The sequence below is a fragment of the Pilosibacter sp. YYHA0881 genome, assembly GCF_051602715.1.
Taxonomy (GTDB): domain Bacteria; phylum Bacillota; class Clostridia; order Lachnospirales; family Lachnospiraceae; genus Alitiscatomonas; species Alitiscatomonas aceti.
Genome location: NZ_CP175657.1, coordinates 1,270,804 through 1,289,395, shown reverse-complemented (window position 1 = coordinate 1,289,395; position 18,592 = coordinate 1,270,804). Strand labels below are relative to the sequence as shown.

At 52.3% G+C, this 18,592-nt stretch carries 17 protein-coding genes and 1 riboswitch; of the genes, 14 read left to right on the top strand and 3 right to left on the bottom strand.

Annotated elements, in window-relative coordinates; genetic code table 11:
* Nucleotides 1-26: 26 nt before the first annotated feature.
* Complete coding sequence (locus ACI6NM_RS06115; RefSeq protein WP_262427706.1) at nt 27-653, bottom strand: hypothetical protein; 627 nt, start codon at nt 651-653, stop codon at nt 27-29.
* Between the two features lie 187 nt (nt 654-840).
* On the opposite strand from ACI6NM_RS06115, the gene ACI6NM_RS06110 reads away from it, so the two are divergent.
* From ACI6NM_RS06110 to ACI6NM_RS06075, 8 genes are all read left to right on the top strand, one after another.
* Nucleotides 841-1,359, top strand: a complete 519-nt coding sequence (locus ACI6NM_RS06110) for a dihydrofolate reductase (protein ID WP_262427705.1) — start codon at nt 841-843, stop codon at nt 1,357-1,359.
* An 87-nt stretch (nt 1,360-1,446) separates the two neighbouring features.
* A complete protein-coding gene (locus ACI6NM_RS06105; protein WP_022273806.1) occupies nt 1,447-2,334 on the top strand; it encodes a sulfide/dihydroorotate dehydrogenase-like FAD/NAD-binding protein in 888 nt (295 codons plus the stop codon).
* Nucleotides 2,335-2,350: 16 nt separating this feature from the next.
* A complete protein-coding gene (gene gltA, locus ACI6NM_RS06100) occupies nt 2,351-3,736 on the top strand; it encodes an NADPH-dependent glutamate synthase (RefSeq protein WP_158360120.1) in 1,386 nt (461 codons plus the stop codon).
* Nucleotides 3,737-3,810: 74 nt separating this feature from the next.
* Nucleotides 3,811-5,172: an MATE family efflux transporter gene (locus ACI6NM_RS06095; protein ID WP_262427704.1), complete on the top strand. Its 1,362-nt coding sequence runs from the start codon at nt 3,811-3,813 to the stop codon at nt 5,170-5,172.
* Nucleotides 5,169-6,566: an MATE family efflux transporter gene (locus ACI6NM_RS06090; RefSeq protein ID WP_262427703.1), complete on the top strand. Its 1,398-nt coding sequence runs from the start codon at nt 5,169-5,171 to the stop codon at nt 6,564-6,566. Before ACI6NM_RS06095 ends, ACI6NM_RS06090 begins: the two co-directional genes overlap by 4 nt.
* 84 nt (nt 6,567-6,650) lie before the next feature.
* Nucleotides 6,651-7,343: an iron-sulfur cluster assembly scaffold protein gene (locus tag ACI6NM_RS06085; RefSeq protein WP_022273810.1), complete on the top strand. Its 693-nt coding sequence runs from the start codon at nt 6,651-6,653 to the stop codon at nt 7,341-7,343.
* Between the two features lie 17 nt (nt 7,344-7,360).
* Entirely contained in the window at nt 7,361-8,380 is a 1,020-nt protein-coding gene (locus ACI6NM_RS06080) for a GGGtGRT protein (RefSeq protein ID WP_215652859.1), read from the top strand.
* A 119-nt stretch (nt 8,381-8,499) separates the two neighbouring features.
* Nucleotides 8,500-8,668, top strand: a riboswitch (Lysine riboswitch).
* Nucleotides 8,669-8,782: 114 nt separating this feature from the next.
* Nucleotides 8,783-10,408, top strand: a complete 1,626-nt coding sequence (locus tag ACI6NM_RS06075; RefSeq protein ID WP_022273812.1) for a Na+/H+ antiporter NhaC family protein — start codon at nt 8,783-8,785, stop codon at nt 10,406-10,408.
* Nucleotides 10,409-10,484: 76 nt separating this feature from the next.
* Here the strand turns inward: ACI6NM_RS06075 and ACI6NM_RS06070 are convergent, their stop codons facing one another.
* Nucleotides 10,485-12,227 carry an ABC transporter ATP-binding protein gene (locus tag ACI6NM_RS06070; protein WP_262427702.1) on the bottom strand — a complete coding sequence of 581 codons (1,743 nt, stop codon included), beginning with the start codon at nt 12,225-12,227 and terminating at the stop codon, nt 10,485-10,487.
* Nucleotides 12,228-12,424: 197 nt separating this feature from the next.
* Between ACI6NM_RS06070 and ACI6NM_RS06065 the strand changes: the two genes are divergently transcribed.
* Nucleotides 12,425-13,444: a GH25 family lysozyme gene (locus ACI6NM_RS06065; RefSeq protein WP_022273814.1), complete on the top strand. Its 1,020-nt coding sequence runs from the start codon at nt 12,425-12,427 to the stop codon at nt 13,442-13,444.
* 54 nt (nt 13,445-13,498) lie between these two features.
* On the opposite strand, the gene ACI6NM_RS06060 is transcribed toward ACI6NM_RS06065, so the two are convergent.
* Nucleotides 13,499-14,062, bottom strand: coding sequence for a prolyl-tRNA synthetase associated domain-containing protein (locus ACI6NM_RS06060; RefSeq protein WP_022273815.1), 564 nt, complete (start codon nt 14,060-14,062; stop codon nt 13,499-13,501).
* 112 nt (nt 14,063-14,174) lie between these two features.
* Between ACI6NM_RS06060 and rlmD the strand changes: the two genes are divergently transcribed.
* The 5 genes from rlmD to ACI6NM_RS06035 all read left to right on the top strand — a co-directional run bounded on the left by rlmD (nt 14,175) and on the right by ACI6NM_RS06035 (nt 18,570).
* Nucleotides 14,175-15,500 (top strand): 23S rRNA (uracil(1939)-C(5))-methyltransferase RlmD, encoded by a 1,326-nt coding sequence (gene rlmD / locus ACI6NM_RS06055; RefSeq protein ID WP_334299772.1) that lies wholly within the window; start codon nt 14,175-14,177, stop codon nt 15,498-15,500.
* Between the two features lie 166 nt (nt 15,501-15,666).
* Complete coding sequence (locus tag ACI6NM_RS06050; protein ID WP_262427701.1) at nt 15,667-16,467, top strand: PD-(D/E)XK nuclease family transposase; 801 nt, start codon at nt 15,667-15,669, stop codon at nt 16,465-16,467.
* Between the two features lie 204 nt (nt 16,468-16,671).
* Nucleotides 16,672-16,980, top strand: a complete 309-nt coding sequence (locus ACI6NM_RS06045) for a hypothetical protein (RefSeq protein WP_262427700.1) — start codon at nt 16,672-16,674, stop codon at nt 16,978-16,980.
* A 271-nt stretch (nt 16,981-17,251) separates the two neighbouring features.
* A complete protein-coding gene (locus ACI6NM_RS06040) occupies nt 17,252-17,596 on the top strand; it encodes a TfoX/Sxy family protein (RefSeq protein WP_262427699.1) in 345 nt (114 codons plus the stop codon).
* 194 nt (nt 17,597-17,790) lie between these two features.
* Entirely contained in the window at nt 17,791-18,570 is a 780-nt protein-coding gene (locus ACI6NM_RS06035; RefSeq protein ID WP_262427698.1) for a hypothetical protein, read from the top strand.
* Nucleotides 18,571-18,592: the final 22 nt, after the last annotated feature.

The window sequence follows — 18,592 nt, the reverse complement described above, 5'->3', positions numbered from 1 at the left end:
ACCGGGACCGCAGGATGCAGGGAGGGCTATTCCTCCGCCGCGACGATCAGCTCCTTTGCATAGGGAAGGGATTCGATCCAGCGGCAGAAGGAGTGCCACTCCTCCAGCTTGTGGGCTTTTCTGGCGTAATAGATGTTGATCAGGGTCTCGTAATTCATGGTGCAGGTACGCATCTGGTTGTAGCTGGAGGGAAGGAGCTGGATCATGTCGTACCAGTCCTCCTTATTTTTTCCTTCCTCCATATATTTTAACCGGATGGCCTCCAGCCTTCCAACGACGGTCTCCATGAAGGCCAGGGTCTCCGGCGTCATGTGGTCGTGGCTGAAATCGTCGATGGAAAAGGGCCTGGAGTGGATCTTGTGCATGGTGCTGGTGGAATTGGCCACGGTGGCTACCTTGTAGGTGTCGTATTCCTTCCACCAGTACAGGGGGGCGGTGATGTCCACGGAGACAAAGATCTGGCGGACGTATTTCCTGTGGTCGCTGCCGGCTCTGCGGAGCCGCTTTGCCAGATCCAGATCGTTGGGTCCCAGGATATAATTTCCATCTTCATCGTAGGCGCTGTCCATCCGTCCCCAGCTGTTCATGGGGTTTCTGGCGCCGCGGATGGCGTTTTCCAGGTTCATGACGCTTGTGCGCTCAAATTTTATCATATGGTCGATTCTCCTCTCTTGGCGGGGCCGGAGCCGGAAGTCCTGTATGTTTCGCAGTCTCTGATCCCTGGCATCATTATATATGGAAACGAAAAAACCATCAAGTACAAAATCGCGCCCCGGACGCAGGTGTGGACGGGAAGCGGAAAACGTGATAGAATGAAACATCATAAATGGAGGCGATAAAATGAATCTGATCGTAGCAGCAGATAAAAACTGGGCCATTGGAAACAGAGGCCGTCTTCTGGTGACGATCCCGGAGGACCAGAAGCTGTTCCGCCAGGAGACTCTGGGAAAGGTCATCGTCATGGGAAGGAAGACCATGGAGAGCCTGCCGGGAGGCCAGGCCCTTCCGGGACGTACCAATGTGGTCCTCACAAGGAACAGGGATTATAAAAAAAAGGGAGTGACAGCGGTCCACGGGATGGACGAGGCCCTTTCCTTTTTAAAACAGTTTCCAGACGACGATATCTATATCATCGGCGGCGGGGAGATCTACCGCCAGTTCCTTCCCTATTGCCGGACGGCTCATGTGACCAGGATCGATTATGCCTATGAGGCCGATACCCATTTTCCGGACCTGGACCAGGATCCGGACTGGCAGGTGACGGCGGAAAGCGATGAGCAGACGTATTTCAGCCTCTGCTATGAATTCTGCCGGTATGACCGGAAGATGGAAGAAAAAACATACGAAAAAAAAGAATAACAGTTGATATAAATTGGAGAACATGATAAACTTAAACTATGTGAGCAGTTTCAGAACTGTTTAATTTACACAGGAGGTTGAGGTAGTATGTATCCGATATTAAAAGCAGAAAAGCTGGCGGATAAGATTTATCTTATGGAGGTAAAGGCGCCGAGAGTTGCAAAGAGCTGTCAGCCCGGAGAATTCGTGATCGTAAAGATCGATGAGGCAGGCGAGAGGATCCCGCTGACGATCTGTGATTACAACAGAGAAGAGGGAACCATCACCATCGTATTCCAGACCGTTGGAGCTTCTTCTGAGAAGATGTCCCACTTACAGGCCGGAGATTCCTTCCACGATTTCGTGGGCCCCTTAGGAAATCCGTCTGAATTCGTTAAGGAGGATCTGGAAGTCCTTAAGAATAAAAAATACCTGTTCGTAGCAGGCGGCGTTGGAACTGCTCCTGTTTATCCCCAGGTAAAATGGTTAAAAGAGCACGGCATCGACGCTGACGTGATCGTCGGCGCAAAGACAAAGGATCTGCTGATCCTGGAGAAGGAAATGGAGGCTGTTGCTGGAAATCTTTATGTTACCACTGATGACGGTTCCTATGTGAGAAAGGGAATGGTTACGGATGTGATCAAGGATCTGGTTCAGAACCAGGGCAAGAAATACGATGTCTGTGTAGCCATCGGACCGATGATCATGATGAAATTCGTATGTCTCTTAACAAAGGAACTGGAGATCCCCACGATCGTCAGCTTAAACCCGATCATGGTAGACGGCACAGGAATGTGCGGAGCCTGCCGTGTGACCGTTGGTGGAGAAGTGAAGTTCGCATGTGTAGACGGACCGGAGTTCGATGGACATGCAGTAAACTTCGACGAGGCAATGAAGCGTCAGCAGATGTACAAGACAGCAGAGGGACGCGCGATCTTAAAGCTTCAGGAAGGCGATACCCATCACGGCGGCTGCGGACACTGCAGCGACAATTAATTGTGGAGGAACAGACATGGACGTAATGAAGAAAGTACCTGTCAGAGAGCAGGATCCGAAGGTGCGTGCAACCAACTTTGAGGAAGTATGCTACGGATATAATGAAGAAGAGGCTGTTGCCGAGGCAGAGCGCTGCCTGAACTGTAAAAATGCAAGATGTGTGGAGGGATGTCCCGTAAATATCGATATCCCCACCTTCATCAGAGAAGTAAAGGAAAGAAAATTCGAGGACGCTGCCAATACCATCGCATTGTCTTCCGCACTTCCGGCAGTCTGCGGCCGCGTATGTCCGCAGGAGAGCCAGTGTGAAGGAAAGTGTATCCGCGGCATTAAGGGCGAATCCATCTCCATCGGTAAGCTGGAGCGTTTCGTTGCCGACTGGTCCAGAGAGAACGGCTTCGTTCCCAAGGCTGCTGAGACAAAGCTTGGAAAGAAGGTTGCTGTGATCGGTTCCGGCCCGTCCGGACTTACCTGTGCAGGCGATCTGGCTAAGATGGGCTATGACGTGACCATCTTTGAGGCCCTTCATGAGCCGGGCGGAGTTCTTACATACGGTATTCCGGAGTTCCGTCTTCCGAAGCAGGCCGTTGTACAGCCGGAGATCGACAACGTGAGAAAGCTGGGCGTTAAGATCGAGACAAACGTGATCATCGGCAAGACCGTGACCATCGACGAGTTAATGGACGAGGAGGGCTTCTCCGCCGTATTTATCGGTTCCGGCGCTGGTCTTCCCAAGTTCATGGGCATCCCGGGCGAGAACGCCAACGGCGTATTCTCTGCCAACGAGTACCTGACAAGAAGCAACCTGATGAAGGCCTTCCGCGATGATTACGATACACCCATCGCAGCCGGCAAGAAGGTTGTAGTCGTAGGCGGCGGAAACGTTGCCATGGACGCTGCAAGAACCGCTCTCCGCCTGGGCGCTGAGGTTCATGTGGTATACAGAAGAAGTGAAGCAGAGCTTCCGGCCCGTGTGGAGGAGGTTCACCATGCCAAGGAAGAGGGCATCATCTTTGACCTTCTTACCAATCCCACCGAGATCCTGGCAGACGAAAAGGGCTGGGTAAAGGGTATGAACGTGGTTAAGATGGAGCTGGGCGAGCCGGATGCATCCGGAAGAAGACGTCCGGTGGAAGTAAAGGGCTCCGATTACACCATCGACTGTGATACGGTTATCATGTCCTTAGGAACATCCCCCAACCCGCTGATCTCCAATACAACGGACGGCCTGGATGTGAATAAGCACAAATGTATCGTGGCAGACGAGGCCAACGGCCAGACCTCCAGAGAAGGCGTATTTGCAGGCGGCGACGCTGTAACAGGCGCAGCTACTGTGATCCTTGCCATGGAAGCTGGTAAGGCAGGTGCCCGCGGTATCCACGAGTACCTGAGCAACAAATAAATAAGAAAAAACGAGGGGGCGCTGCGGGGGAAAGATCCTTTGCAGCGCTCTTTTTTATTTTTTGGAGGGAGATTATGAAGAAAAATATCGACCTGCTTCACGAACCGATCCTGCCTGCGCTTACACGTCTGGCGCTTCCCATCATGGCTACCTCCCTGGTGCAGATGGCCTATAATATGACGGATATGGCCTGGATCGGACGGGTGGGAGCCGGAGCAGTGTCGGCGGTGGGATCGGCGGCCATGTTCACCTGGTTTTCCCAGGGCGTAAGCAGCCTGGCGAGAATGGGAGGCCAGGTAAAGGTAGCCCATTCCCTGGGCCGGGGCGACCGGGAAGAGGCGGGAAAATACGCCCAGGGGGCGCTGCAGCTGGGGATCCTGTTTGCAGTGATCTTTGGGATCCTGTCAGTGGCGTTCCGGAAGCAGCTCATCGGATTTTTTAATATGCAGGACCGGCAGATCGTCCGTGATGCGGAGATCTATCTGACCATCACCTGTGGACTGATCCTCTTTTCTTTTTTAAATGCCATCTTTACTGGAATCCTGACTGCGTCGGGGGACAGCCGGACGCCTTTTGTGGCCAATGTGATCGGGCTGGTGATCAACATGGTCCTGGATCCCTTCCTGATCTTCGGATTCGGCCCCATACCGGCCATGGGGGCCGCCGGAGCGGCCATTGCCACAGTGGGGGCCCAGGCGGTGGTAACGGCGGTGTTTTTATGGTTTGCCCGCAGGGATACCCTGGTGTTCAGCCAGGTCCATATCCTGGAACGGACCAGCCGCAGATATATCCGCCAGATCATAAAGATCGGGTTTCCAGCCGGGGTCCAGACCATGATATACAGCGGGATCTCCATGGTCCTGACCCGCATGGTTACGGATTTCGGAGATACGGCCATTGCGGTCCAGAAGGTGGGAAGCCAGATCGAATCGGTGGCCTGGATGACCGCAGACGGATTTGCAGCAGCCATCAATTCCTTTATCGGGCAGAACTTCGGAGCCGGAAAGACGGAGCGGGTCAAGGGAGGCTATAAAAAGGCCGCCTGGATCATGGCCGCCTGGGGACTGGGCTCCTCGGCGCTTCTGATCTTCGGGGCGGAGCCGGTGTTCCGGATCTTCATCCATGAGCCGGAGGTGGTGGCCGATGGCATCATCTATTTGCAGGTGCTGGGACTGTCCCAGATGTTCATGTGTGAGGAGATCCTTACAGAGGGCGCCCTGGCGGGTCTTGGAAAGACCATGCAGGCGTCGGTGATCAGTGTGATCTTTACGGCGGCACGGATCCCCATGGCTCTTATTTTATCATCAACGGCCCTGGGACTTTCCGGCATCTGGTGGGCCATTACCCTGACCAGTGTGGTCAAGGGCATTGTTTTTGTAAGCTATTTTATGGCAGTGATGAGAAAGCTGCCCCCGGAAGTGGAGGAGAAACGATGAGCAGAACAGTGACCCAGGAGGAAAGGTACCGGATGATGACGGAAAAGCCCATTTCCAGGCTGATCCCAGGGCTGGCAGTACCCACGATCATCAGTATGCTGATCACCTCGATTTATAATATGGCGGATACCTTTTTCGTCAGTCAGATCAACACAAGCGCCTCGGCGGCTGTGGGGATCATTTTTTCCCTGATGGCCATGATCCAGGCCGTGGGCTTTACCCTGGGCATGGGCGCGGGAAATTATATTTCCCGCAGTCTGGGAGCAAAAAATGAAGACATCGCAGTGCGGACGGCAGCCACGGCCTTTTTTACGGCCATTGGGATCGGCGTGGTCATGGCAGTGACTGGTCTTTCCTTCCTGGACCGGCTGGTGCGGCTTCTGGGGGCCACAGAGACCATCGCCCCTTACGCCAGGGATTATGCCCGGTACATTCTTCTGGGAGCGCCGGTGATGACCGGCTCCTTTGTGATGAACAACCTGCTGAGGTCCCAGGGCTATGCCGTTTATGCCATGGCGGGGATCACCACCGGCGGGATCTTAAACATGATCCTGGATCCGGTGTTCATCTTCGGTCTCCGCATGGGCATTTCCGGCGCGGCGGCCGCCACGGTCATAAGTCAGTGCGTCAGCTTCTGCATCCTGTTTTTCCAGTGTAACTTCCGCAAGGGATGCATCCGGCTGAGGCCCGGAAAATTTACTCCGTCTCTAAAAATTTATGGAGAGATCCTTCATGCAGGCCTCCCGTCGTTGTGCCGCCAGGGTCTGGCCAGCGCGGCGGCAGTGGCCTTAAACGTGGCGGCCAATCCCTTTGGGGATGCGGCCATCGCAGCCATGTCCATTGTAACGAGATACATGATGTTCATCAACTCTGCCCTCATCGGCTTCGGCCAGGGCTTCCAGCCTGTGTGCGGCTTCAACTTTGGGGCGAAGCGGTATGACCGGGTCCTGGAGGCGTTCTGGTTCTGCCTGAAGGTGGCAGTGATCCTCCTGACCACCCTGGGCGTCATAAGCTTTTTCGGGGCAGAGGCCATTATGGGCCTGTTCCGGAAGGGGGATCTGGAGGTGATCGGGATCGGTACCTGGGCCATGCGGTTCCAGTGCCTGACCCTGCCGTTCCAGGCCTGGATCATCATGTCCAATATGCTGACCCAGTCCATCGGCTACGGCTTCCGGGCATCCATTGTGGCGGCGGGCCGCCAGGGGATCTTTCTGATCCCGGCCCTCCTTACGCTTCCCCGTTTCCTGGGGATCCTGGGGCTGCAGCTCTGCCAGCCCATTGCGGATGTCTGTACCAGTGTCATGGCCGCGGTGATCGTCGTCTCCATACTGAAGGAGTTAAAGGTCTGGAACGAAGAAATACAAAATTTATCGAAAAAAACTATGGACGAATGAGAGATTTTGTGAGAGAATGGTACAAGCAAGATGTGATTTTTTTAACAAGAGAATTGCGACAGATATCTTGAAAGGAGTCTTAAAATGATTTATTCACATGAAGTAGAAACAATGTGTAAAGTTGCCCAGGGCGTAAACCATGGCGCAGCTCCGATCCCGGAGGAAGCGAAATGGGTACAGTCCAAAGAGATCAAAGATATTTCCGGCCTTACCCATGGAATCGGCTGGTGTGCACCCCAGCAGGGTGCATGTAAGCTGACCCTGAACGTGAAGGAGGGCATCATCCAGGAGGCACTGGTGGAGACCATCGGATGTTCCGGTATGACCCATTCCGCAGCTATGGCGGCAGAGATCCTTCCGGGCCGGACCCTGCTGGAGGCTTTAAACACAGACCTTGTGTGCGACGCCATCAATACAGCCATGAGAGAACTGTTCCTTCAGATCGTTTACGGAAGGACCCAGAGTGCATTTTCTGAGGACGGCCTTCCCATCGGAGCTGGTCTGGAGGACCTTGGAAAGGGTCTCCGTTCCCAGATCGGTACCATGTACGGAACCTTAAAGAAAGGTCCCCGTTATCTGGAGATGGCAGAAGGCTATGTGACCGGGATCGCTCTCGACGCAGAGGACCAGATCATCGGCTACCAGTTCGTAAACCTTGGAAAGATGACCGATTTCATTAAGAAAGGCGACGATCCCACAACTGCTTATGAGAAGGCAAAGGGCCAGTACGGCCGTGTGGCAGACGCAGTGAAGATCATCGACCCGAGAATGGAGTAAGGAGGAGTTAATACATCATGGCATTATTTGAATCATATGAGAGAAGAATCGACAAGATCAATTCTGTTTTAAACAGCTATGGCATCGCTTCCATCGAAGAGGCTGAAAAGATCACAAAGGACGCCGGCTTAAATGTCTACGACCAGGTAAAGAAGATCCAGCCCATCTGCTTTGAGAATGCCTGCTGGGCATATACAGTGGGTGCAGCCATTGCCATTAAAAAAGGCTGCCGTAAGGCCGCTGACGCTGCCGCAGCCATCGGAGAGGGCCTCCAGGCCTTCTGTATCCCCGGCTCTGTTGCCGATCAGAGAAAGGTTGGCCTTGGCCATGGAAACCTTGGCAAGATGCTTTTAGAGGAAGAGACAGACTGCTTCTGCTTCTTAGCCGGCCACGAGTCCTTTGCAGCCGCTGAGGGCGCCATCGGTATCGCAGAGAAGGCCAATAAGGTCCGCAAGAAACCCCTGCGCGTGATCTTAAACGGTCTCGGAAAAGACGCAGCCCAGATCATTTCCCGCATCAACGGCTTTACATATGTGGAGACAAAGATGAACTACTACACCGGAGAGGTGGAGGAGGTATTCAGAAAATGCTATTCCTCTGATCCGGAAAGCCCCCGCGCAAAGGTAAACTGCTACGGTGCCAATGACGTGACCGAGGGCGTTGCCATCATGTGGAAAGAGGGCGTTGATGTTTCCATCACCGGAAACTCCACCAACCCCACCCGTTTCCAGCATCCGGTGGCAGGCACCTATAAGAAGGAGTGCGTGGAGAAAGGAAAGAAATACTTCTCCGTAGCCTCCGGCGGCGGCACAGGCCGTACCCTCCATCCCGACAATATGGCGGCTGGTCCGGCTTCCTACGGAATGACCGATACCATGGGCCGTATGCACTCTGACGCCCAGTTCGCAGGTTCCTCCTCCGTTCCGGCACACGTAGAGATGATGGGTCTCATCGGCGCAGGAAATAACCCCATGGTGGGCATGACTGTGGCTGTGGCCGTTTCCATCCAGCAGGCGGCTGAAGAGGGAAGATTCTAGGATCCCCCATGGCGGAACCTGCTGTGGGAAATTTCAGGAAAATTGGAAATGTACTTTCTTTTTTAAGAAAGGTATGCTACAATAACCCATGACAAAAGCACCTGCACACCTGGCAGGTTCAATAGGATAGAGGCGCGGGCTTCAAGAGTAACGGAAGACAAGGCTGGACCGCCGTTTTCCGCCAAAGGGGAGACCGCCGAAGGAGTTTTGCCCGGTCCGGGGCAGGGTTCCTGGTACGACGCAGAAGATGCGGCGTACTGTCACGATACGTGGAGCGCTATCTTGTGTTGCTGGTTCCAGCCTGTATGGCTTTTTATCTGCATGATCTACACCACAAACGCGTTTTCCGTAAGGGACTGCCGTTTGTGGTGTTTTTGATTTTCAAGAGAGGAAGTATGAGAAATGCAGAGTACGAAAACGAAAAGCCTGGCTGTACTGGCTCTGGCGTCCATGTTCCTCATGGCCTTTGCCATGACGGCCTTTGGGGCAGAGGGGGAGACCGCAGAGTACGTCCCCGCCCTGTTTTCTACCTTCTGGGCGCTGGTGCCGCCGGTGGTAGCCATCGGACTGGCGCTGATCACAAAGGAGGTTTACAGCTCCCTGTTTATCGGGATCGCCGTAGGGGGGATCCTGTATTCCGGCGGGAGCTTTGAGCGGACCGTGGTCCATATTTTCCAGGACGGCATCATCGGAGTCCTTACCGATGAAAGCAACGTGGGGATCCTGGTATTCTTAGTGATCCTGGGAGCCATGGTCAGCCTTATGAACAAGGCCGGCGGCTCCGCTGCCTTTGGCCGGTTTGCGGCAAAGGGCATCAAGACCCGGGTGGGGGCCCAGCTGGCCACCATCCTTCTGGGGGTTACGATCTTCATTGACGACTATTTCAACTGCCTGACTGTGGGAAGCGTCATGCGGCCTGTGACGGACAAGTTCAAGGTTTCCCGGGCAAAGCTGGCGTATCTCATCGACGCCACGGCAGCTCCCGTATGCATCATTGCCCCCATTTCATCCTGGGCGGCGGCTGTGACGGGATTCGTGGAGGGAGAGGACGGCTTCTCCATCTTTATCCAGGCCATTCCCTATAACTTCTATGCTCTTTTAACCATTGTGATGATGGTGGGAATGGTGCTCATGAAGGTGGAGTTCGGGCCCATGTTAAAGCATGAAAGGAACGCGGTCAAGGGGGATCTCTTTACCACAGAGGGACGGCCTTATGCGGATGAATCCGATCCGTCAGTGATCTCCAGGGGAACGGTCATGGACCTCCTGATCCCGATTATTTCTTTAATTATCTGCTGTGTGATCGGTATGCTGTATACAGGCGGATTTTTCTCCGGCGTGGATTTTGTGACCGCCTTTTCGGAGAGCAACGCATCCCTGGGACTGACCCTTGGAAGCTTCTTCGGCCTTCTGATCACTCTGGTCCTGTACCAGGTGCGCCGTGTCCTGGATTTCCACGACTGCATGGCCTGTATCCCCGAGGGCTTTAAGGCCATGGTACCGGCCATTCTGATCCTGACCTTTGCCTGGACCTTAAAGGCCATGACAGACAGCCTGGGTGCGGACGTATATGTGGCAGATCTGGTGTACAACCATGCCAGAGGCCTGCTGAATTTCCTTCCGGCCATTATTTTCCTGGTGGGCTGCCTGCTGGCCTTTGCCACAGGCACCTCCTGGGGGACCTTCGGTATCCTGATCCCCATTGTGGTGGGCGTGTTCCAGAATACCAATCCGGAGCTGATGATCATCTCCATTTCTGCCTGCATGGCGGGAGCTGTCTGCGGAGACCACTGCTCGCCCATTTCCGACACCACCATCATGGCGTCTGCGGGAGCCCAGTGTGAGCATGTGAACCATGTGATGACCCAGCTTCCCTATGCGGTGACCTGTGCCGCCGTATCCTTTGTGACGTACATTGTGGCAGGGTTTGTAAAGACTGCCTGGATCGCCCTTCCTGTGGGCATCGTCCTGATGCTGGGAGCCATGCTTGTCTTAAAAATGATGGGCGATACGGTGGAGGAAGAATAGTAAAAAACGTGAAAAAGCCCGGCGGTGAGCAGATTCCAGTGCTCTCCGGCCGGGTCTTTTCTGTTATGGCGGAAGACTAGGCCTCCTCCAGGCCCTCAAACTGCATTTCATAATATCTGGCATACAGACCGTTCTTTTCCAGGAGCTCTTTGTGGCTTCCACGCTCAACGATGCCCTGGCCGTCGATGACGATGATCTCGTCGGCATTCCGGATGGTGGAGAGACGGTGGGCGATGGTGATGGTGGTGCGGTTTCTGGAGAGCTCCTCCAGGCTTTTCTGGATGTGGCGTTCACTTTCATTGTCCAGGGCGCTGGTGGCCTCATCCAGGATCAGGATAGGCGGATTTTTAAGGAATACCCGGGCAATGGAGATCCGTTGCTTCTGGCCGCCGGAAAGCCTTGCGCCCCGCTCGCCCACAAAGGTGTCGTAGCCGTCAGGAAGCTCCATGATGAAATCGTGGATGCTGGCCTTTTTGGCGGCGGCAATGATCTCCTCGTCAGTGGCTCCTGGTTTTCCGTAGGCGATGTTTTCACGGATGGTGCCGCCGAATAAGTATACCTCCTGCTGGACCAGGCCGATGGAGCTTCTGAGGCTCTTTAATGTGGTTTTCCGGATATCCTGGCCGTCAATGGCGATCCTTCCGTGGGTCACATCGTAGAACCGGGGAAGGAGGGAGCAGATGGTGGTCTTTCCGCCGCCAGAGGGGCCCACCAGGGCGATGGATCTGCCGGCAGGGATGGAAAAGGAAACATGGCTTAAAACAGGCTCGCTGCTGTTATAGCAGAAGCTTACGTCCTCATAGGAAATATGGCCCTGTACATTTGTAAGGGGCTTCGCGTCCGGCGCATCCTCGATCTCCGGTTCTGTTTCCATGACTGCCAGGAAGCGCTTGAAGCCGGTAAGGCCCTTCTGGAGCATTTCCGTAAACTCCACCAGGATCTGGATGGGGCTGATGAAAATTCCGATGTAGAGGGCGTACATGGCCAGGTCTGCTGGCTCCATCTCCCCGATGGAGATAAGGTATCCTCCGGCCACCAGGACGGTCAGATACATCATGCCCTGGAAAAACAGGGTGCCTGCGTGGAATTTTCCCATGGCCCGGTAGTTATTGTCCCGGGAGCGGACGAAATTCTCGTTGCTCCTTCCGAACTTTTTCCGTTCGATCTCTTCATTGGCAAAGGACTGGACCACACGGATCCCGGACAGGGTATCCTGGAGACTGGCGTTGATGTCGCCGATCTTTCTCCGGTTGTCCATGAAGGTCTCATGCATCCGGGCGTTCTGGCGGCAGCAGAAAAGCACCATAAGAAGGACCACCACGGCCAGCAGGAGAGCCAGCTTCCCGTTGATCAGGAATAAGAATACAAAGGAGCCGGCAATCTTAATGGAGGAGATAAACACGTTTTCCGGCCCATGGTGGGCGAATTCGGAGATCTCAAACAGGTCGGAGACCAGCTTGCTCATCATCTGTCCGGTGTTGTTTTTATCATAGTAGGAAAAGGAGAGCTTTTCATAATGATCGAACAGATCCCGGCGCATATCCCGCTCGATCCAGGTCCCCATGAGATGGCCCTGGTAGGTCACATAGTATTTGCAGAGGGTCTGGATCACATAAAGGACCAGAAGGCCTGCAAAGAGGAGGGGGAGGGAGCGCAGGATGGCTTCCTGGCCCCGGGTGAACCAGTCGCTGGCCGCTCTTCTTAAGATCTGGGGAAAGGCCAGGTCCACGGCGCTGATGATGGTGGCGCAGAAAAGGTCCAGGAAAAAGAATTTTTTGTAGGGCTTATAATAGGCTGCAAATTTTTTTAGTACGTCCATGATTCCTCCTGTGCATATAAAGTCGTTGCTTTAATCATAGCATGGGAGTTTCTGGAAGTAAAGGGCAGGTTCCTGCGTAAATTCTGCCACATTTTCTTCATAAATTGTTAATGGAAATCCAGGGAAGCAGGTGCTATAATCTATATATATGGAAATCTGTAAATTTTTGTACGTTTATAAAGAAAGGTGACGAGATCATGAATATGAAAACCATCCTGGCAGCAGCTCTGACCGCAGGCTTTTTTGTGCAGCCCTGTATGACAGCCCTGGCATCGGTCAGTGCGCCGGAATCTGATAAGAACCAGATCGGCCCGGGCTTTGAAGCACCGGCGGAGGAAAATGCCGAAAGTGCGTTTACCCCCTGGACGAAGGTGGACGGCGTTTATGTGGACGATACGGGAAAGGCCATCGACGGCGCAGTCCTTCGGGGTGTCAGTGTATCCAAGTGGCAGGGAGATGTGGACTGGGGGAAGGCAGCCGCTGATGATATTTCCTTTGCCCTGGTGCGGATGGCGTCCATCGGCTACGAGGGAGAATATACCATGGACGAATATTTTGACCAGAACATGCGGGAGGCCAGCGCCAACGGCGTCCATGTGACGCCCTATGTCTATCTCCAGACAAGGACTGTGGAGGAGGCAGAGGCGGCGGCCCGGTATGCGGTGGATGTGGCGAAGAATTATGACGTTTCTTATCCCCTGGCAGTGGATATCGAGTCCCAGTATATCCTGGATCTCTCAACCCAGGAGCTGACGGATATCGCCAACGCCTTCTGCCGTGTGGTGGCGGAGGCAGGATACACGCCCATTGTATACAGCGACTACCATAAGTTTACGACAGAAATGGATACGAACCAGATCCCCTATGATATCTGGCTGGCCAGATACGGCGGCGATCACAATTATCCCAACCGGACCATGTGGCAGGCCACCGATAAGGGCGTGATCGACGGGATCAATGGAAACGTGTGCCTGGAATTTGCCTTTAAGGATTACGCTCCAGCCCTGGAGGCAGGGGACGCCACGCCCGGCCAGTGGAAGGAAGAAAACGGCGTTTGGTATTTTGAAAACAACGGAGGCCGCTATACCGGCTGGATCCGCCCCGACGGAAACTGGTATTATATGGATCCGGCAGCCGGAGGAGCCATGGTCTCCAATACCTCCATGGTCATCGATGGAGTGACGTACTCCTTTAATGGAAGCGGCGTCATGCAGTAAAATAAAAGCTCCAGGCCCGGATCCGGCAGCCTGGAGCTTTATGAAAACGGATGGTCAGTCTTCCCAGGGAAGATCCACCGTGATATACGAATGATGGACAGCAGGCAGGAATTTTTCCGTAAGGTCTGCTGTCTTTATTTTTAAGCTGGAGGTATTGATGCAGGGGTGGCAGCCCAGAAAGGGATCCTTTAATACATCAGAATCGATGAGCAGCTGGACCTGGTTTTCCTTATCATTGGCCAGTCCCAGGATGCTGACAGAGCCGGGAGTGATGTCTAAGAACTGCTCCATGTATTCGTCTCCGGCAAAGGACAGTCTGGCGGAATTGATCTGCTTTGAAAGATTTTTTGTCTTGAATTTCTTATTCCCCGGCATCATCAGAAGATAAAAACGGGTCTTCTGGGCGTTGCAGAGAAAGAGATTCTTGCATATGTGGATCCCAAGGATCTTTTCTACCTCCAGGCAGGCGTCGATGGTGGCCGTAGCGTCGTGGTCCACCCGTGTAAAGGGGATGCCGAGGGTATCCAGAAGGGCGTAGGTGCGGACCTCCCTGGGGAGACGGCCGGACATGTCCTCCGGACTGCCTGTATATACAGTTTCATCAATATAAAAATCCATGTTTTGTATCCTTTCTGTCTGGACTGGGCGTTGAAATAACGCTGGTACTTTAAGGGGAAAAACGCTATAATCGTAATAGTACGGCCCCTGGATCCGGGGATGCCGTCCAGGGATGTGGGGACAGGGGGCCATAGATCCGGCGCGGGTCTGTAAGGGGTTCCTGACGGAGCGGACCGGGATCGCCGGAGATCCTTTGGAGTCCCAACATCATTATAATGGAAACGTAAGAAAAAGCAAGAATATGGAGATAAAGTATATGGAAAACAGAAATGAAAGTGGAAAAAAACAGAAGGCAAAGGGCCTGTGCCCGAATTTTGGGAAATGCGGCGGCTGCCAGTATCTGGACGTGCCCTATGAGGAGCAGCTGAAGAAAAAGAAGAAACAGCTGACAGAGCTTTTAAAGCCATTCTGTCAGGTCCGTGACGTGATCGGAATGGAGGACCCCTGGCATTACAGAAATAAGGTCCATGCGGTCATAGCCAGGGACCGGAAGGGGAGGATCATTTCCGGCGTATACAAGGAGGGGACCCATTTTGTTCTTCCGGTGGATACCTGTCTTATTGAGGATCAGAAGGCAGACGATATCATCAGGACGATCCGGGAGCTGGTCCCGTCGTTTAAAATGAAGGTATACGATGAGGATACGGGGTACGGCTTCCTGCGCCATGTGCTGATCAGGACCGGGCACAGCACCGGCGAGATCATGGTGGTGCTGGTGACGGCTTCTCCTGTGTTCCCGTCTAAAAATAATTTCGTAAAGGCTCTGCGGGCGGCCCATCCGGAGATCACCACAGTGGTCCAGAACATCAACGGCCGCGGCACCAGCATGGTCCTGGGAGAAAAGGAGCATGTGCTTTACGGCCCCGGCTTTATCGTGGACGAGCTCTGCGGCTTCCGGTTCCGGATCTCCTCCAGATCCTTCTACCAGATCAATCCGGTCCAGACAGAAAAGCTCTACCGGCTGGCCATCCAGGCTGCAGGGCTCACAGGGAAGGAGACGGTCATTGACGCTTACTGCGGCATCGGCACCATCGGCATCGCCGCTTCGCCTGAGGCGAAGGAGGTGATCGGCGTGGAGCTCAATCCGGATGCGGTCCGGGACGCGGTCACCAACGCCAAGGTCAATGGAGTAAAAAATATCCGGTTTTACTGCAATGATGCGGGAAAATTCATGGTCCAGATGGCCTCCCAGGGAGGAAAGGCGGACGTGGTGTTCATGGATCCGCCCCGCAGCGGAAGCACGGAGGAATTCATAAACGCGGTGGCCACCTTAAAACCCGTCCGGGTGGTGTATGTCTCCTGCGGCCCCGATACCCTGGCCAGGGATCTGACGGTGTTTAAGAGGAAAGGGTACGAGGCGAAAGAGGCGTGGGGAGTGGATATGTTTCCGTTTACGGGGCATACAGAATGTGTGGTGAAGTTGGAGAGAGCGAATTAAAAAGTGAGAAGATAGAGACACAGGAGCGAAAGGCTCTTGCGTCTTTTGGCATAAGAAGCGGAGTTGGAATGAACCTTGCAACAAAAGTGTGGCTGTGATAAAATTTAGGTATGGTAGGGGAAGTGTATACTTCTGAGAAAAACAGGCAGAGAAAGGAAGAGCAGACATGAGTAAGGATTGGAAAGAAAAGTCCAGGCCGGAAGATCTGCAGCGCCTTCGTGGATTTCGCCTGATGGATGATGACTTTATGTCAAAATGTTTTGAGGAAAATATAGAGTGTACGGAGCTGGTACTGCAGATTGTGCTTGGCAGAGATGATTTGAAGGTGGAAAAGGTAGCAATCCAGCATCAGCTTAAAAATCTGCAGGGCAGATCAGTTATTTTTGATATCTATGCTACGGATCATGCTGGAAAAAGATATAATGTGGAAATCCAGAGAGCAGATCGCGGTGCGGGAGCAAAAAGAGCCAGGTATCACAGCAGTTTGATCGATGCCAATGTGACCGAGCCAGGAGAGAAGCTGGAGAATCTGGTAGAAACTTATGTAATTTTTATTACAGAGCGTGATGTGCTGGGAAAGGGAAAACCGATTTATCATATTGACCGGGTGATCAAAGAAAACGGCGAGAATTTTGGCGATGAGGCTCATATTTTATATGTGAACGGTGAATACCGGGATGAGTCGCCCATAGGTATCCTGATGCACGATTTTTCCTGTACAGATGCCAGGGATATGAAGTATAGAACATTGGCAGAACGTGTAAGATATTTCAAGGAAGATGAGAAAGGAGTGGCTGCTATGTGTAAGGCGATGGAAGATATGCGGAACGAGGCTAAATTAGAAGAAAGAAAAGAAATTGCTTGCAGTTTGCTTGCAGATGGTGAGTTATCTTATGAGAAAATTGCAAAACATACAGGATTTACAGTCGAAGAGATTCAGAAACTCGCTGCCCAAAAGGGAGCATGATATAACTAATAGAGCATAAATAGTGAAAAGGGTTGCCAGTATCACAACGGCGGCCCTTTCCTGTAATATGAATAATTATAGAAACATATGGACTTAAAATCAATGATCGAAGAATTACTGGCAAAAGGATATGAAGGTGGGGATTGGGATTATAAATCGGATTATCCGAATACAGCTGGGGAGAAGCTTCATGATATATTTTGAATGGCTAATAATTTAGAGGATAGAGATGCCTGTTTAATATATGGAGCAAATGATGATGGCTCTGTTTGTGGAATTGAAAACACGGAGAGGCCACGGTATAAGACGGCAGATATTATTAAATTTTTGAGAGATAAGCCGTTTACAGGAGGATATATACCACAAGTCGAGGCTCATACATTGAAATTTCAGGAGCATGAGGCAGATGTTCCTGTGATTTATAGAGGAATACATACTCCCTATTATTTGTGGAAGGGATGGGGGAATACTCATAAACTTATGCTGATAAGTGTAAATACCAAATCCATGTAGTGGTTATATGATTTCGAGCATGTAGATTGTGTTTTAAAATACTTTTAAACGATTGCACATTGGCTTAAAGTTTGTGTGCGTCGGTTTTATAGTATCTGCCTTTTTGAATTGGAGGTAAAAGTACAGGGGCTTATTTTGGACTTAAAAAAGTAGTTTAGGTGAATCGTTGGCTGCATAAACGCTGTTCAGCCAAGCCTTGTAAAAAGGCTGACGAAGGTGATTCTGTTTCTACTGGAATATCGGAAAGACGAAGCAAATGGAGAGATAAACAATGGCATCAGGTAACAATTATTTACAATTTATTTTAGGACAGCTGTCTGATCTGGATGATATTACATACCGGGCGATGATGGGAGAGTTTATTATTTATTATCGCGGAAAAATTGTGGGCGGCATTTATGATGCTCGACTGCTTGTAAAGTCCACTAAGTCGGCAATTGCCTATATAGCGGATCCAGTATATGAAGCACCTTATGAGGGAGCAAAGGAAATGCTGCTGGTAGACGAGGTTGATCAGAAAGAATTTTTAACAGGTCTGTTTCACGCGATGTACGAGGAACTGCCAATGCCTAAGCAAAAAAGAAAAAATAAGTATTGCGAAGGGAAAAAGGAATAAGGCTGTTTACGTACATAGCGGAAGGACAGATAAATCATGAAGCGGCAAAACGGGATCTATCTGTACAGGGGCACAAGATCTGAATACGGGAAAGGTCCATACGCAGGGCATCCGATCATTTGCTGAAATGTTCCCATTTTATGCAGCTGATCAGAATATGAAACCAGAAAGAAAATCGAACAGGAGCAGGATATATGGAACTGAAAAAAGTATGGATGTCCCCGGATACGAAAAAGAAAAGCAAATATGGATACCGGGCAGTCGGCGGTATCCTTGGCATCGTTCTGCTGATGGTCCTGCTGCTTTGCGGAGGGACCCTTCTGTCATTATCCCTGGGGATAAATAAAAAAGCATTTTCTCTGATCCTTCTGACTGCTGTCAGTGCTCTGGGGATCGGGCTGGCCGTCCTCCTGGGACGGCGGTCGATCCGGGACGCCACGATCTTTTTTCTGACAGAAAATGACCGTTTATGGGTCATGGATGCCCGCGGCCTGTCCAATCATGGGAATGGATTTCTTGGCTTTGCCGTTGGTACGATGGAAACACAGGCGTTTTTGCGCCGGCAGGGCCGCCAGCCGTTTATTCCCAACCGTGCGGACGAAATTTTGAAGGTGTTAAATATCAAGGAAAACCGCAGCCACTACGCGGTCCGATGCCAGGTGCGTCATCCAGATACGCATGTGACCCGGTTTACCTATCTTCTGATCAAAGGAAATCCCGATGAGGACATGCTGCTGCGGGAGCTGGAGCGCAGGAAGACCTGGGAGAATGCGTTGGAGCCAGCTGGGAACTGGAATCTGCTATATATTCTGCTGGGCGGTCTGGCCCTTGCAGCCTGCGTGACCATGTGTGTCCTGAGTCATCCGGCTGTTGCCGTGATGTCAGGTGAGCTTTATTTTCCCTGTATGGGTGCTTCTCTGGCGGCATTTTGTGTTTTCCTCTATTTTATCATCCGTCAGCGCCGTGGGGAATGAGCCGGAGTGCTTGTTTTCTAGC

Bases quoted from the DNA above. Each gene is read 5' to 3' on its own strand.
- ACI6NM_RS06065 (WP_022273814.1), top strand. From the start codon at position 12,425: ATGAATATGAAAACCATCCTGGCAGCAGCTCTGACCGCAGGCTTTTTT.
- ACI6NM_RS06095 (WP_262427704.1), top strand. From the start codon at position 3,811: ATGAAGAAAAATATCGACCTGCTTCACGAACCGATCCTGCCTGCGCTT.
- ACI6NM_RS06090 (WP_262427703.1), top strand. From the start codon at position 5,169: ATGAGCAGAACAGTGACCCAGGAGGAAAGGTACCGGATGATGACGGAA.
- ACI6NM_RS06045 (WP_262427700.1), top strand. From the start codon at position 16,672: ATGGCTAATAATTTAGAGGATAGAGATGCCTGTTTAATATATGGAGCA.
- gltA (WP_158360120.1), top strand. From the start codon at position 2,351: ATGGACGTAATGAAGAAAGTACCTGTCAGAGAGCAGGATCCGAAGGTG.
- ACI6NM_RS06050 (WP_262427701.1), top strand. From the start codon at position 15,667: ATGAGTAAGGATTGGAAAGAAAAGTCCAGGCCGGAAGATCTGCAGCGC.
- ACI6NM_RS06085 (WP_022273810.1), top strand. From the start codon at position 6,651: ATGATTTATTCACATGAAGTAGAAACAATGTGTAAAGTTGCCCAGGGC.
- ACI6NM_RS06035 (WP_262427698.1), top strand. From the start codon at position 17,791: ATGGAACTGAAAAAAGTATGGATGTCCCCGGATACGAAAAAGAAAAGC.
- ACI6NM_RS06040 (WP_262427699.1), top strand. From the start codon at position 17,252: ATGGCATCAGGTAACAATTATTTACAATTTATTTTAGGACAGCTGTCT.
- ACI6NM_RS06110 (WP_262427705.1), top strand. From the start codon at position 841: ATGAATCTGATCGTAGCAGCAGATAAAAACTGGGCCATTGGAAACAGA.
- ACI6NM_RS06115 (WP_262427706.1), bottom strand. From the start codon at position 653: ATGATAAAATTTGAGCGCACAAGCGTCATGAACCTGGAAAACGCCATC.
- ACI6NM_RS06075 (WP_022273812.1), top strand. From the start codon at position 8,783: ATGCAGAGTACGAAAACGAAAAGCCTGGCTGTACTGGCTCTGGCGTCC.
- ACI6NM_RS06080 (WP_215652859.1), top strand. From the start codon at position 7,361: ATGGCATTATTTGAATCATATGAGAGAAGAATCGACAAGATCAATTCT.
- ACI6NM_RS06060 (WP_022273815.1), bottom strand. From the start codon at position 14,062: ATGGATTTTTATATTGATGAAACTGTATATACAGGCAGTCCGGAGGAC.
- rlmD (WP_334299772.1), top strand. From the start codon at position 14,175: ATGTGGGGACAGGGGGCCATAGATCCGGCGCGGGTCTGTAAGGGGTTC.
- ACI6NM_RS06070 (WP_262427702.1), bottom strand. From the start codon at position 12,227: ATGGACGTACTAAAAAAATTTGCAGCCTATTATAAGCCCTACAAAAAA.
- ACI6NM_RS06105 (WP_022273806.1), top strand. From the start codon at position 1,447: ATGTATCCGATATTAAAAGCAGAAAAGCTGGCGGATAAGATTTATCTT.